The organism is Micromonospora sp. NPDC049060, from assembly GCF_040649055.1.
Lineage (GTDB): Bacteria > Actinomycetota > Actinomycetes > Mycobacteriales > Micromonosporaceae > Micromonospora > Micromonospora reichwaldensis.
The window spans coordinates 214280-228584 of record NZ_JBEZEV010000001.1; the positions used below are offsets into that span (position 1 = coordinate 214280).

Sequence of the window (14305 nt, forward strand, 5' to 3'; positions counted from 1 at the left end):
TACGCCGGCCCGGCCGGTCCGCCCTGCGGGCCGCCGGGCTCGCGGCGTCGGTGCTGCTGCTCGCGGCCGTCGCGGTGCTCAGCATCGCCGTGGGCGCCAAACAGCTCCCCCTCACCGACGTGTGGCAGGGCCTGCTGGACCGCGACGCCGCCGAGTACGCCGTCGTACACCGCATGCGGCTGCCGCGTACGCTGCTCGGCCTGCTCGCCGGGGCGGCGCTCGGCGTCGCCGGCGCGGTCATGCAGGCGCTGACCCGCAACCCGCTCGCCGACCCCGGCCTGCTCGGCATCAACGCCGGCGCGGCGGCGGCGGTGGCCACCGGGGCGCTGCTGTTCGGCGTCGGCGGCGTCGGCGGGCAGGTGTGGTTCGCGCTGCTCGGCGCGGCCGCCGTCACCGCCGCCGTGTACGCCGTCGGCGGCGGGCGCGGGGCCACCCCCGCCCGGCTGGCGCTGGCCGGCGCGGCGCTCAACGCCACCCTCTACTCGTACGTCAGCGCGGTGATGCTGGTGGACACGGCCTCGCTGGAGCGGCTGCGGTTCTGGACCGTCGGCTCGCTGGCCAGCGCCGAACCGTCGACCGTCCGCACGGTCGCGCCCTTCATGGCGGCGGGCCTGCTGGTCGCCCTGGCCGTCGCCCGCCCGCTCAACGCCCTCGCCCTCGGCGACGACGCGGCGCGCGCGCTCGGCGCCCGCCCGGCCCTGGTCCGGGGCGCGGTCGTCCTGGCGATCACGCTGCTCTGCGGCGCCGCCACCGCCGCCTGCGGGCCGATCGTCTTCGTCGGGCTGCTGGTGCCGCACCTGGTACGCGCGCTCACCGGGCCGGACCTGCGCTGGCTGCTGCCGTACTGCGCGGTGCTGGCACCGGTGCTGCTGCTCGGCGCCGACGTGCTCGGGCGGGTCCTGAGCCGCCCCGGCGAGCTCCAGGTCGGGCTCGTGACCGCCGTGGCGGGCGGGCCGCTCTTCCTCTGGCTGGTGCAGCGCGGACGGGTGGCCCACCCGTGATCACCCTGCGTACCGGCGGCCTGTCACTGCGGCTGCGTCCCCGCGCCGTCGCCGTCGGCGTCACCTGCGTGCTGCTGGCCCTGGCGCTGGGCATGCTCGCCATCGGCAGCGGCGACTACCCGATGAGCCCCGCCGACGTGCTGCGCGCCCTCACCGGCCAGGGCACCCCGGCCGAGGAGTTCATCGTCACCGAGCTGCGGCTGCCCCGGGTGGTCACCGCCCTCTGCGTCGGCGCCGCGCTGGCGTTGGCCGGCGCGGTCTTCCAGTCCCTGGTACGCAACCCGCTGGGCAGCCCCGACATGCTCGGCTTCACCCAGGGCGCGGCCACCGGGGCGCTCGTCGTGGTGGTGCTCGGCGGCAGCAGCGTGGCGCTGGCCTCGTCGGCGGTGGTCGGTGGGCTGGTCACCGGCGCGCTGGTCTACGCGCTGTCCTGGCGGCGCGGAGTGCACGGGTACCGGCTGATCCTGGTCGGCATCGGCACCATGGCGATCCTCACCGGCGTCAACGGCTGGCTGCTCACCCGGGCCCCGCTGATGGACGCCGCCCGCGCCGTGCTCTGGCTCACCGGCAGCCTCGACGGTCGCGGCTGGTCGAACGCGCTGCCGCTGCTGATCGCGCTTGGCGTGCTGGTGCCCCTCATGCTGGCCGGCTACGGGCCGGCGATGCGGCTGGTCGAGATGGGCGACGACACCGCCGCCGCCCTCGGCGTACGCGTGGAGCGGCTGCGCCTCGTCGTGCTGGCGGCGGCGGTGCTGCTGGTCTCCCTCGCGGCGGCCGCCGCCGGGCCGGTGAACTTCGTGGCCCTCACCGCGCCACACCTCGCGCGGCGGCTGACCCGGGCCCCCGGGCCGAACCTGCTGCCCTCGGCGGCCGTCGGCGCGGTCCTCCTGGTCGCCGCCGACCAGCTCGCGCTGCGGGCCTTCCCCGGGCACCAACTGCCGGTCGGCGTCGTCACCGGCGTGCTCGGCGGCGCCTACCTGGTCTGGCTGCTGGCCACCGAGCGCCGGGCCGGCCGACTGTGACCGGGAGCGGCCGGCGGGCCACCCACGACGAGAACGGAGCACCGAGCATGCAGTCCCGGCTGAGCGGCACCGCGATGACCCTCGCCTACGAGCGGCGGACCATCGCGCAGGACCTGAGCGTCGCCGTGCCCGACCGGTCCTTCACGGTCATCATCGGCCCCAACGCCTGCGGCAAGTCCACCCTGCTGCGGGCCCTGTCCCGGCTGCTCAAGCCGGCCGCCGGGGCGGTCCTGCTCGACGGCGAGGACATCCACCGGCAGCCGGCCCGCAGCGTGGCACGCACCCTCGGCCTGCTGCCGCAGACGTCCATCGCGCCGGACGGCATCGGCGTGGCCGAACTCGTCGCCCGCGGCCGGTACCCGCACCAGGGGCTGCTGCGGCAGTGGTCGCGCGAGGACGAGCGGGTGGTCACCGAGTCGATGGCCGCCACCGGGGTCGCCGACCTGGCCGACCGGGCCGTCGACGAGCTCTCCGGCGGGCAGCGGCAGCGGGTGTGGATCGCGATGGCGCTGGCCCAGCAAACCCCCCTGCTGCTGCTCGACGAGCCGACCACCTACCTGGACATCGCCCACCAGATCGAGATCCTGGACCTCTGCGCCCGGCTGCACGAGGAGCAGGGCCGCACGCTGGTGGCGGTGCTGCACGACCTCAACCACGCCGCCCGCTACGCGACGCACCTGATCGCGATGCGCGAGGGCGAGGTGGTCGCCGCCGGCGCGCCCCGGGAGGTGGTCACCGCCGAGCTGGTCGAGGAGGTCTTCGGGCTGCCCTGCCGCGTGATCGACGACCCGGAGACCGGCACCCCGCTGGTGGTCCCCGCCGCCCGCCGCCGGGCCGCCGCGAGCGCCCCGGCGGTCACCGCCGCCGGCGGCTGACGGGGGCGTGTGCGGCGTCGGCCCGGCCGGCGCCGCGCCGCGGCCCGACCTACTCGCGCATCGACCGGAATCACCGTACGGTGGCACACGATGCGTGATCTCGCCAGCACCTACCGACAGGACGTCGACGGCTTCGGCCGGGTGACGATCCGACCCGTCGACCCCGACACCGACACCGACCTGATCCACGCCTGGGTCAGCCAGGAACGCGCCCGGTTCTGGGGCATGCGCGACGCCGGCCGGGACCGGGTCGAGGAAATCTACCGCTACCTCGACTCGCTCCCCACCCACCACGCCTGGCTGACCCACCGCGACGACACACCGGTGGCGCTGTTCCAGACCTACGAGCCGGCCGCCGACCCGGTCGGCGAGTGCTACCCGGTCCAGCCCGGCGACCACGGGGCCCACCTGCTGATCGGCCCGCCCGGCGCGGTCGAGCGGGGCTTCACCGGCACCCTGTTGCGCGTGTTCCTCGACTTCGTCTTCGCCGACCCGCGACACCGGCGCGTCGTGATGGAGCCGGACGCGCGCAACGACAAGGCGGTCGAGCGGCTCCTGCGCACCGGCTTCGTCGCCGGCCCGCTGATCGACGTGAACGGCAAGCGGGCCCGGCTGCTCTTCCTCGACCGGGAGACGTTCGAGGCCGGCCGGTCCTGAGACGCGGGACGCTCCCCGGGCGGTCGCCCGCCCGGGGCGCGTCGGGGCTCAGCCGCCCGGTCGCAGCACCCGGCCCGGGCCGGCGACGTTGTCCGCCGCGGCCTGGCTGCGCTGGGTGCCGGTGACGCAGACGTCGTCACCGAGGAACGCCTCGCGCCACACGTAGCCGGCGACGCAGGTGTGCGGGCCGTACGGGCCGTTGACCCAGCGGCTCGTGGCGACGGCGTTGTCCGCGAGCACCTGGGAGCGGGTCGTCCCGGTGACGCAGACGTAGTCGGACTGGTCGGCGTCGCGCCAGACGTACCCGCTGACGCAGGTGTTCGGCCCGGCGACCAGGCGCGCCGGGTTGCGGCGGCTCGCCGCGGCGGCGTTGTCCGAGGCGGCCTGGGTGCGCTGGGCGCCGGTCACGCAGACGTCGTCACCGGAGTACGCCTCCCGCCACACGTAGCCGGAGATGCAGGTGTGCGGGCCGTACGCGCCGTTGGTCCAGCGGCTCGGGGCCGCCGCGTTGTCCGCCCACACCTGGCTGCGGGTGGCCCCGGTGACGCAGACCATGTCGCCCGGCCGGGCCTCCCGCCAGACGTACCCCTGCAGGCAGCGGTTCACCACGTCGGTGGTGACGGTGACCGAGGCGGAGTTGCCCGAGATCCAGTTCACGCCGATCTGGACCCCGTTGGCGTTGAGCGACTGGGCCGGACCGCCGCCGGGCCCGGTACGCAGCAGCGTGGGCGTGCCGTTGCGGACCTCGTGCAGCAGGACCGTGTCGGCCGGGATGCCGGCGCTCCAGCCGGTCTTCCGGCGGAACTCCACCGTGTAGTAGTGGAACGTGTCGGCGGGGTCGAACGGGATCCGGACCAGTTGCGGGCCGCTCGCCGAGGGCACCTCCAGCGGCGCCAACGTGATGCTCCGCGAGCCCACCCCGTCGGCGGCCATGGTGAACACCCGGTTCTTCGGCAGCCAGCCCAGCTCGTCGCGGTGGAACGCGTTGAGCCCGACCGCGCTCGTGCCGTAGTTCGCCGTGGCGAAGGCGTAGATGTGCATCGCGCTCATCTCGTCCCACGGGTCGTCGTACTCGCCCGGCTGGGACCACGGCGCGTTCTGGTAGGTCGTGTCGTTGGAGAACGAGTGCCCCAGGTTGTAGCCGTGCAGCATCTCGTGGGCGGCGAAGCCGACGTTCCAGGCGCCCGGGTCGAGCAGCACCCGCCCGCCGGCGGCCCCGGAGTCGACCCAGTCGTTGAGCATGACGGCGGTGCGGTGCCCGGCGGGAACGGTGTAGCCGTTGGCCGCGGCGGTGTCGACGCAGCGCTGGATGCGGGTGCCGCGGTCGATCGACTGGAACTGCGCCAGGGTGTACGGCATCGTGTACCAACCCCGCACGTTCGAGCCGGCCAGCGAGACCCGCCCGCCGGACTGGTCGGCGAGGTAGTCCGCCACCCCACCCGTGCCGAGACCGGTGTGGGTGAGGAAGTTGGCGAAGAACGACGGGGTCTTAGGCTCGGCCGGCTTGTCGCTGAACTTGCAGAGCAGCACCGACCAGGGGGTGTTGTTGCGGATCGGGCTGGCCGCCGCCGGTCCCGTCGTCGCCACCACCGTCCCGATGACGGCGCAGCTGAGCGCCACGGTCGCCGTGGCGACGCGGCGCAGCAGGTTGGGTCCCACTCGCACTCTCCGTTTCCCTCGGCCCGCCCGGTGCGGGCCAGTGGGAGACATGGGAGCACTCCGCGTCACCGCACGGATGCGGCAAGTCGCATTGGCGACGGGCCGAAATCCGACTCGCCCCCGCCGCCGGGACGCCTCAGCCGTGCAGCCAGCGGTGGATGCACTGCAACAGGTCGGCGGCGTCGACCGGCTTCGTGACGTAGTCGCTGGCGCCGGAGGAGATGCTCTTCTCCCGGTCGCCGTGCATGGCCTTCGCGGTCACCGCGATGATCGGCAGGTCGGCGTAGCGGGGCATGGCGCGGATGGCCGCCGTCGCGGCGTAGCCGTCCATCTCCGGCATCATCACGTCCATCAGCACGAGGTCGATGTCGTCGTGGCGCATCAGCGTCTCGATGCCCTGCCGGCCGTTCTCCGCGTACACCACGTCGAGCCCGTGCAGCTCCAGGATGTTGGTCAGCGCGAAGACGTTGCGCGCGTCGTCGTCCACCACCAGCACCTTGCGCCCGGCCAGGTCGTCGGGCAGGGCGTCGACGGCGGGACGCACGTCGGGCAGCACCGGGGCGAACGGCAGCACCCGCTCCGGCGTCACCGCCGTGAGGTGCAGGGCGATCCGCTCGCGCAGGTCGTCCAGGCTGCGCAGGACCTCCAGCGGCCGCTCGTGGGCCAGCGCCTGCAACAGGGCCTGCGAGCCGGCCGGCAGCGGGTGTCCGTGGTACGCCAGCACGGGCACCCCGCGCAGCGCCGGATCGTCGTGCAGCGCCTTCAGCAGATTCGTACCGCCGTCGTCGGGCAGGTCGAGCTGGAGCACCAGGACGTGGTGCCGCCCGGTGGCGAGCGCCTCGACCGCCGAGGCCACGTCCACCGCGGTGGAGATCTCCACCGGCGGGTGGGCGTCGCCCAGGTCCGCCGCGACGCCCTGAGCGAGCAGCGTCAGCAGCCCCTTGTCGTGGCGCTCCAGCACCAGCATCCGGCGAACCTCGCCGGGCTGGAGGGTCACGGCCGGCGGCAGCGCGGCCGGCGGCGTCCACGGCAGGGTGGCCGGCGACGTCCAGGGCAGCGCGCCGGCACGGCCCGCAACCGGCAGCGCGCCGCTCGGGCGGTCGTCCGTGACCGCCGCGTCGCCGGTCCCGGCGGGCACCGGGCCGACGGGCAGGTAGAGGGTGAACGTGCTGCCCCGGCCGAGCACGCTGCGCGCCTGGATCCGGCCGCCGAGCAGGTGGGCGATCTCCCGGCTGATGGACAGCCCGAGGCCCGTGCCCCCGTACCGCCGGCTGGTCGTGCCGTCGGCCTGCTGGAAGGCGTCGAAGATCGCGGTCAGGTGCTGCTCGGCGATGCCGATGCCGGTGTCGATCACCCGGAACGCGAGGACGACGTCCGTCTGGGCGAGCCCCTCGGGCAGCTCGTCCGGCGCGGCCCGCTCGATGCGCAGCCGTACCCGCCCCTTCTCGGTGAACTTGACCGCGTTGGAGACCAGGTTGCGCAGCACCTGCCGCAGCCGCTGCTCGTCGGTGTGCAGCTCGGTCGGCACGCCCGGCCCGGTGCTGATCTCCAGCTCCAGGCCCCGCGGCGTGGTCAGCGGCCGGAAGGTGGCGTCGACGTAGTCGCGCAGCGCGGCCAGCTCGAAGGTCTCCGGGTTGATGTCCATCTTCCCGGCCTCCACCTTGGACAGGTCGAGGATGTCGTTGATGAGCTGGAGCAGGTCCGTGCCGGCCGAGTGGATGACCGTCGCGTACTCCACCTGCTTGGCGGTCAGGTTGCGGTTCGGGTTCTGCGCGAGCAGCTGGGCGAGGATGAGCAGCGAGTTCAGCGGCGTACGCAGCTCGTGGCTCATGTTCGCGAGGAACTCCGACTTGTACTTGGAGGCGAGGGCGAGCTGCTGGGCGCGGGCCTCCAGCTCCTGCCGGGCCTGCTCGATCTCGGAGTTCTTCGTCTCGATGTCGTGGTTCTGCCGGGCCAGCAGGGCCGCCTTGTCCTCCAGCTCGGCGTTGGAGCGCTGGAGCTCCTCGGAGCGGGCCTGCAACTCCTCCGAGCGGGCCTGCAACTCCGCGGCGAGGCGCTGCGACTCGGTGAGCAGCACGTCGGTACGGGCGTTGGCGACGATGGTGTTGACGTTGACGCCGATGGTCTCGGTCAGCTGGTCGAGGAAGTCGCGTTGCACCTCGGTGAAGCGGCTCATGCTGGCCAGCTCGATGACGCCGAGCACCTGGTCCTCGAAGAGGATCGGCAGCACCACCAGGTGCAGCGGGGCGGCGGCGCCGAGGCTGGAGGAGACGGTGACGTAGTCGGCCGGCACGGTGTCCACCACGATGGCCCGCTTGCTCACCGCGGCCTGCCCGACGAGCGATTCGCCGAGGGCGTACCGGCGGCCGGAGGTGTCGTGCCCGTACCCGCCGACGACCCGCAGGCCGGTCCCGCCGGGGCCGTCGTCCACCAGCAGGAACGTGCCGAGCTGCGCGGAGACCAGCGGGGCCAGCTCGTTCATCACCAGACCGGCGACCACGTCCAGGTCGCGGTGGCCCTGCATCAGGCCGGCGATGCGGGCCAGGTTGGTCTTGAGCCAGTCCTGTTCCTGGTTGGTGCGGGTGGTCTCGCGCAGCGACTCCACCATCGAGTTGATGTTGTCCTTCAGCTCGCCGACCTCGCCGGGGGCGTCCACGGTGATGGAGCGGGTCAGGTCGCCGGTGGCCACGGCGCTTGTCACCTCGGCGATGGCGCGCACCTGGCGGGTGAGGTTCCCGGCCAGCTCGTTGACGTTCTCGGTGAGCCGCTTCCAGGTGCCGGAGACGCCCTCGACCTCGGCCTGGCCGCCGAGGCGGCCCTCGCTGCCGACCTCCCGGGCCACCCGGGTCACCTCGGCCGCGAACGAGGACAGCTGGTCCACCATCGTGTTGATGGTGGTCTTCAGCTCCAGGATCTCGCCGCGCGCGTCGACGTCGATCTTCTTGGTCAGGTCGCCCTGGGCCACGGCGGTGGTGACCTGGGCGATGTTGCGGACCTGGCCGGTGAGGTTGTTCGCCATCGAGTTGACGTTGTCGGTGAGGTCCTTCCAGGTGCCGGCCACGTTCGGCACCCGCGCCTGCCCGCCGAGGCGGCCCTCGGTGCCCACCTCGCGGGCCACCCGGGTCACCTCGTCGGCGAACGCGCCGAGCGTGCCGACCATCGTGTTGATGGTCTGGGCGAGCACGGCCACCTCGCCCTTGGCCTCCACGGTGATCTGCCGGCTCAGGTCGCCCTGGGCGACGGCGGTGGCGACCAGCGCGATCGAGCGCACCTGGTTGGTGAGGTTGTTGGCCATCTCGTTGACGTTGTCGGTGAGGTCCTTCCAGGTGCCGGCCACGTTGGACACCCGGGCCTGGCCGCCGAGGCGGCCCTCGGTGCCCACCTCCCGGGCCACCCGGGTCACCTCGTCGGCGAACGCGGAGAGCTGGTCGACCATCGTGTTGATGGTCTCCTTCAGCGCCAGGATCTCGCCGCGCGCGTCGACCCGGATCTTCTGTGTCAGGTCGCCCTTCGCCACGGCGGTGGTCACCTCGGCGATGCTGCGCACCTGGGCGGTGAGGTTGTCCGCCATGACGTTCACCGACTCGGTGAGGTCCTTCCAGGTGCCGGAGACGCCCTTGACGTCCGCCTGGCCGCCGAGGCGCCCCTCGGTGCCGACCTCGCGGGCCACCCGCGTCACCTCGTCGGCGAACGACGACAGCTGGTCCACCATCGTGTTGATGGTGTTCTTCAGCTCCAGGATCTCGCCGTGCGCGGTGACGGTGATCTTCTGCGACAGGTCGCCCCGGGCCACCGCCGTGGCCACCTGCGCGATGCTGCGCACCTGGTCGGTGAGGTTGACCGCCATCGAGTTCACCGAGTCGGTGAGGTCGCGCCAGGTGCCGGCCACGCCGCTGACCTGGGCCTGACCGCCGAGCCGCCCGTCGGTGCCGACCTCGCGGGCCACCCGGGTCACCTCGTCGGCGAACGACGACAACTGGTCCACCATCGTGTTGATGGTGCTCTTGAGCTCCAGGATCTCGCCCCGGGCGTCGACGGTGATCTTCTGCGACAGGTCGCCCCGGGCCACGGCCGTGGTGACCTGGGCGATGTTGCGGACCTGGCTGGTCAGGTTGCCGGCCATGAAGTTCACCGAGTCGGTGAGGTCGCGCCAGGTGCCGGCCACGCCGGGCACCTCGGCCTGGCCGCCGAGGCGGCCCTCGCTGCCGACCTCCCGGGCGACCCGCGTCACCTCGTCGGCGAACGACGACAACTGGTCCACCATCGTGTTGATGGTGATCTTCAGCTCCAGGATCTCGCCGCGCACGTCCACGGTGATCTTCTGCGACAGGTCGCCCCGGGCCACCGCCGTGGCCACCTCGGCGATGTCGCGGACCTGGTCGGTGAGGTTGCCCGCCATGGCGTTGACGGAGTCGGTGAGGTCCTTCCAGGTGCCCGACACCCCGGGCACCTCGGCCTGGCCGCCCAACTGCCCCTCGGTGCCCACCTCCCGGGCCACCCGGGTCACCTCGGAGGTGAACAGCGACAACTGGTCGACCATGCCGTTGAAGACCGTGGCGATCTCCCCGAGCAGGCCGTCGGCGTCCTCCGGCAGCCGGGTGCCGAAGTCACCGTCGCGTACCGCCGTCAGGCCGGCCAGCAGCTGCCGGAGCCCCGGGTCGGCCATCGCCGCGGCCCCTCCGGTCGCCGGGTTGCGCCGCGACGCCGTCTTCTCGACCACCACAACCACCTCGCGCAGCAGCCGGGGGCCCGCCCGCCGGCACAACATCGACCGCGCAAGTATGCACAGCCCGGTCGCCGCACGCGCGCCGGCCGGCACCCCGCGACGCCGGCCGTCCGGCGGCTGTGCAACGGCACGGTTACCAGGGACGCGGCGCGGGTAGAGGCGACCCTCGAACCGGTCCGACCGGAACGGGGACTCGCCGGGGCGGTCCTCGACGCCGGCCCGGCGAGCGGGTCCGGTGTGGAGCGCGCCCCGACCGGAAGAGGGGTGCCGACGGTGCGACAGTGGTGGCGGGGCGCGCGCGGGCGGATCCGCGACGACGGCATGACAGTGGTCGAGCTGACCCTCGCCGCGACCGTCGCCTGGATGCTCGCCGCGCGGGTGATCGGCCACCCGGACCCGTTCTTCGCGCCCACGGCCGCGTTGGTCGTCCTGGGCGAGGCGCGGGGGCGGCGGGTCCGGCAGACGGTGGAGATCCTGCTCGGGGTCGCGGCCGGGGTGCTCGTCGCCGAGCTGCTGGTGTACGCGCTCGGCCCCGGCACCGGCACCGTCTTCCTGGTGCTGCTGCTGACCACCGGCCTGATGGTGGCGATCGGGGCGCGCACCACCCTCGTGGTGCAGGCGGCGGTCTCCGCGATGTACCTGGTGGCGGTCGCCGCGCCCAGCGGCACGCTGATGCCCTTCCGGTTCGTCGACGCGCTGATCGGCGGCGCGGTCGCGCTGGCCGCGAGCCAGCTCCTGGCGGCCCGCGACCCCCTCGCCCCGCTGGTGCGGGAGGCCCGGCAGAGCTTCGCCGACCTCGCCGAGGTGCTCGACGCGCTCGACGACGCGCTCGCCCGCTGCGACGAGACCGCCGCCCGGACCGCGCTGGACCGGGCCCGGGAGCTGGACGACTGCGTGGACCGGCTGCGCACGGCGGTCCGGGCCACCGGGGAGACGCTGCGGTTCCGGGTCCGCCGGCGGCGGCACGTCGGGCAGGTACGGGAGGTGGAGGCGACCGCCCGGCAGCTGGACTACGCCGTGCGCAACGTCCGGGTCCTGGCCCGCGCCGGGGTGACGCTGACCCGGCTGTGCGCCGACACGCCGCCGGAGCTGGGCGACGCGATCCCCGCCCTGGCCGCCGCCGTACGCGCCGCTGGCGAGTCCGTCGCGACCGACCTGACCGGCGAGGACGCCGCCCGGCACGCCGCCCGGGCCGACGAGGCGGCCATGACCGCGGTCCGGGTCGCCGGCCGGCTGCTCGCGTCCGACCCGGCGCTGCCCGTCACGATGATCGTCGGCCAGATCCGGGCGACCGCCATCGACCTGCTGCGCGGGGTCGGCCACGACGACGTCGCCGTGCTGGAGCGGGTGGACGAGGCGCTCGGGGTGGTGCCCGCTCAGGTGGCGTCGCAGCGCTCCGAGAGCGCGTAGCGGACCAGCACGACGTCGCCGATCTGGCGGGTCTCCGCCACCCGCGCCCGGCGGCCGGGATGCCAGGGGAAGCTCCCGTCGCCGACGAACCGGGGCGCCCGCCCGTCACCGACGAAGAACGGGGCCAGGACCAGGTGCAGCTCGTCGGCGAGGCCGGCGGTGAGGAACTGCCCGAGCACGCTCGCCCCGCCCTCCACCATCAGCCGGTCCACCCCCCGGCGGGCCAGGTCCGCCAGCAGCCACGCCGGGTCCACCGGCTCGCCCGCGTCCACGACGGTGGCCCGGCCCGCCAGCCGCTCCCCCGTCTTCGCCACGGCGGGGGTGGCACAGTAGACGATCCGGTCGGCGTCGCCGGTGGTGAAGAAGCGGGCCGTCGGGTCCAGGTCGCCGCAGCCGGTCACCGTCACCTTGGCCGGGGAGGCGGGCAGGCCCCGCGCGACGCGCTCGGCGCGCCGCCGGGCGGAACGGACCACCAGACGCGGGTCGTCGCGGCGGACCGTGCCCGCGCCGACCAGGATCGCGTCGCAGCCCGCCCGGACCGCGTCGACCCGGTCCAGGTCGGCCTCGTTGGACAGCAGCAGCCGCTGCCCGCTCGCGTCGTCGAGGTAGCCGTCCATCGACGTGGCGCAGCTGAGCAGGACGTACGGGCGGTCAGTCACGGACGAGGGGCAGGTCGAGGGCGTGCCCGCCACGCCCGGCCTTCGCCGCCAGGTAGCCGGCGTTCGCCGGGGACAGGTGCACCCCGGTGGGTACGCGCGCGGTGACCGTCACCCCGAGCCGCTGAAGCTGTGCGGCCTTGTCCGGGTTGTTGCTCAGCAGGGCGGCCCGGTCCACGCCCAGGGCGGCGAGCATCTGCGCGGCCACGGTGTAGTCCCGCTCGTCGGGCTCGTGGCCCAGCGCCAGGTTCGCCTCGTAGGTGTCCAGCCCGGCGTCCTGCAACGCGTACGCGTCGAGCTTGGCGTACAGGCCGATGCCGCGGCCCTCCTGCCGCAGGTAGAGCAGGTAGCCGCCAGCGTCGGCGATACGTTCGACCGCCTCGCGCAGTTGGGGGCCGCAGTCGCAGCGCCGGCTGCCGAACACGTCCCCGGTCAGGCACTCGCTGTGCGGACGGACCAGCGGCGGTGACGGGCGCGCCGTGGCCCTGTCGACGGGGCCGGCCCGGTCGCCCAGGCCGAACGCGAGGTGCTCCCGGCCGTCGACGAGACCGTCGAAGGAGAACACCCGGGCGGTGGTGAGGTATCCGTCGGGGAACCGCAGCGGCACGGTGACCTGCGTACGGACCGTGGCGGCGGGCGGGGATTCGGACATCGGGCTCCTCGTCAGACGGTGCCGGCGGGCACGCGGGCACGGCGGACCAGCAGGACGGCGGCACCGGGCAGGCTGGCGGCGAGCACCAGGACCCCGTACACCGTGGCGGTGGCGACGCCCTCGGCGGCGCTCAGGCCGGCGGCGCCGAACGCCCACGCGGCCACGCCCTCGCGGGGGCCGAAGCCGGCGACGTTCACCGGCACCCCCATGGCCAGCAGCGCCAGCAGGGTAAGCGGCACCAGCAGGGCCAGCGGCGCGGTGGAGCCGGCGGTGCGCGCGGCCAGCACGAACGTGGCGAGGTGGCCGGCGACGGCCACGGTGGAGGCCACGAGCACGCCCAGCCAGGCGCGGCGGCCGAGCAGCCCGGCGCGCACGTCGGCCACCGCCGCACGTGCCGCACGCGCCCACCGCGACGGTCCGGCGGCGGGCAGGGCGCGGGCCAGCAGGACGACGCCCAGCCCGGTGGCGGCCAGCAGCGCCGCCACCGCCGGCAGGTGGGGCCGCACCGGCGACGGGAACGCGGCGAGCACGACCACCGCCACGGCGGCGAGCACGACCTGCCCGGCGACGCGTTCCCACACCACCGCGCGCACCCCCCGGCCGACGTCGCCGACGTCGCGGCCGTGCCGCACCGCCCGGTGCACGTCGCCGAGCACACCGCCGGGGAGAGTCGAGTTCAGGAACACCGCCCGGTAACAGTGCGCGAGCGCCGTCGGCAGCGGCAGCCGCACCCCCAGCCCGTTGGCGACGAGGCTCCACCGCCAGGCGCAGCAGCCGGTGGTCAGCGCTCCGATGGCGACGGCGGCGGCCAGCGCCGGGCCGTCGACCAGGCGGATCCCGGCGAGGAACGGGCCGGCGCCCAGCCAGCCCAGCAGCACGGCCAGCACGCCCCCGCCGCCGAGCGTCCGCGCCCACGGCCAGCACCGGCGCGCCACCGGCCGGGCCCGTCCCGGACGCCCGCCCCGCCGGTGGGCGCGCACCGGCGGGCCGCCCGGTTCAGCCACAGCCGGCCAGCAGGTCGAGGTGCTCGACCAGCACGTCGAGCCGGCCGGCGGCGATCTCGGCGCGGCGCCGGCGGGCGTACGCCCGGGTCGGGCCGGTCAGCTCGGGCCGCTGCTCGCAGGCGGCGTCGAGCCAGCCGGTGAACCACTCGCCGGCCAGCTCCGCCCGCTGCGGGCCGAGCCGCCACGGGCTGGGCCGCAGGACCACGTCGACGCCGTGCCGGGCGAACGCCGCCGCGCAGGCGTGCACGGCGTCCGGCCCGAGCAGGGCGCGCCCGTCGACCGTGCGTCGCTGGTGGTCGTTGAACGCGGCGGCGATCCGCCCGTCCCACGGATCCGCCGGGGTGAGCCGCACCCGGCCGGTCACCGACAGGGCCAGCAGGGCCGGGCGGCCCGCCCCGGCGCAGGCCGCGACGAGCCGCTCGATCTCCGCCGCGGTGAGCATGTCCAGCAGCGCGGACGCGGTGACCAGCGACGCGTCGGCCAGGTCGGCGGCGGTCAACCGGGTGAGGTCGCCGTGGCGGACCTCGACGGTGACCGGGCCGCCGTCGGGCAGCCGTACCCGCACGTGGAGCTGATGCTGGCGGCCGCGGCGGACGCGGACGATGAGCAGCGGTGGCCGATCCACCCGCGCGGACTGGTCAAG

The 14305-nt window shown here is 74.7% G+C and carries 11 protein-coding genes; 5 read left to right on the top strand and 6 right to left on the bottom strand.

Annotation, left to right across the window (positions count from 1 at the left end):
- Positions 1-23: 23 nt before the first annotated feature.
- From AB0B83_RS00995 to AB0B83_RS01010, 4 genes are all read left to right on the top strand, one after another.
- The gene (locus tag AB0B83_RS00995) at positions 24-1001 is read left to right on the top strand and encodes an iron chelate uptake ABC transporter family permease subunit (protein ID WP_357576408.1); all 978 of its coding nucleotides are present in this window, start codon (positions 24-26) and stop codon (positions 999-1001) included.
- On the top strand, positions 998-2023 hold the full coding sequence (locus AB0B83_RS01000; protein WP_357576390.1) for an iron chelate uptake ABC transporter family permease subunit: 1026 nt from the start codon (positions 998-1000) through the stop codon (positions 2021-2023). The genes AB0B83_RS00995 and AB0B83_RS01000 overlap by 4 nt, the downstream gene beginning before the upstream one ends.
- Positions 2024-2070: 47 nt before the next feature.
- A complete protein-coding gene (locus tag AB0B83_RS01005) occupies positions 2071-2898 on the top strand; it encodes an ABC transporter ATP-binding protein (RefSeq protein WP_357576391.1) in 828 nt (275 codons plus the stop codon).
- Positions 2899-2988: 90 nt separating this feature from the next.
- Positions 2989-3555, top strand: coding sequence for a GNAT family N-acetyltransferase (locus AB0B83_RS01010; RefSeq protein WP_357576392.1), 567 nt, complete (start codon positions 2989-2991; stop codon positions 3553-3555).
- Between the two features lie 48 nt (positions 3556-3603).
- On the opposite strand, the gene AB0B83_RS01015 is transcribed toward AB0B83_RS01010, so the two are convergent.
- Positions 3604-5214 carry a hypothetical protein gene (locus tag AB0B83_RS01015; protein ID WP_357576393.1) on the bottom strand — a complete coding sequence of 537 codons (1611 nt, stop codon included), beginning with the start codon at positions 5212-5214 and terminating at the stop codon, positions 3604-3606.
- 136 nt (positions 5215-5350) lie between these two features.
- The gene (locus AB0B83_RS01020) at positions 5351-9880 is read right to left on the bottom strand and encodes a HAMP domain-containing protein (protein WP_357576409.1); all 4530 of its coding nucleotides are present in this window, start codon (positions 9878-9880) and stop codon (positions 5351-5353) included.
- Positions 9881-10213: 333 nt separating this feature from the next.
- Between AB0B83_RS01020 and AB0B83_RS01025 the strand changes: the two genes are divergently transcribed.
- Positions 10214-11350 carry an FUSC family protein gene (locus tag AB0B83_RS01025; RefSeq protein WP_357576394.1) on the top strand — a complete coding sequence of 379 codons (1137 nt, stop codon included), beginning with the start codon at positions 10214-10216 and terminating at the stop codon, positions 11348-11350.
- Here the strand turns inward: AB0B83_RS01025 and AB0B83_RS01030 are convergent.
- The 4 genes from AB0B83_RS01030 to AB0B83_RS01045 all read right to left on the bottom strand — a co-directional run.
- Positions 11317-12009 carry a dihydrofolate reductase family protein gene (locus tag AB0B83_RS01030; protein WP_357576395.1) on the bottom strand — a complete coding sequence of 231 codons (693 nt, stop codon included), beginning with the start codon at positions 12007-12009 and terminating at the stop codon, positions 11317-11319. The two genes, AB0B83_RS01025 and AB0B83_RS01030, sit on opposite strands and share 34 nt — an antisense overlap.
- Positions 12002-12658, bottom strand: a complete 657-nt coding sequence (gene ribA / locus AB0B83_RS01035; RefSeq protein ID WP_357576396.1) for a GTP cyclohydrolase II — start codon at positions 12656-12658, stop codon at positions 12002-12004. Before ribA ends, AB0B83_RS01030 begins: the two co-directional genes overlap by 8 nt.
- 11 nt (positions 12659-12669) lie before the next feature.
- Entirely contained in the window at positions 12670-13593 is a 924-nt protein-coding gene (locus AB0B83_RS01040) for a lysylphosphatidylglycerol synthase transmembrane domain-containing protein (protein ID WP_357576410.1), read from the bottom strand.
- 61 nt (positions 13594-13654) lie between these two features.
- Positions 13655-14305: SAM-dependent methyltransferase (locus AB0B83_RS01045; protein WP_357576397.1), on the bottom strand; the 651-nt coding region annotated here is incomplete at its 5' end.

Excerpts from the sequence above, each read along its gene's own strand:
- AB0B83_RS01005 (WP_357576391.1), top strand. The coding sequence starts at position 2,071 with ATGCAGTCCCGGCTGAGCGGCACCGCGATGACCCTCGCCTACGAGCGG.
- AB0B83_RS01010 (WP_357576392.1), top strand. The coding sequence starts at position 2,989 with ATGCGTGATCTCGCCAGCACCTACCGACAGGACGTCGACGGCTTCGGC.
- AB0B83_RS01020 (WP_357576409.1), bottom strand. The coding sequence starts at position 9,880 with ATGGCCGACCCGGGGCTCCGGCAGCTGCTGGCCGGCCTGACGGCGGTA.
- ribA (WP_357576396.1), bottom strand. The coding sequence starts at position 12,658 with ATGTCCGAATCCCCGCCCGCCGCCACGGTCCGTACGCAGGTCACCGTG.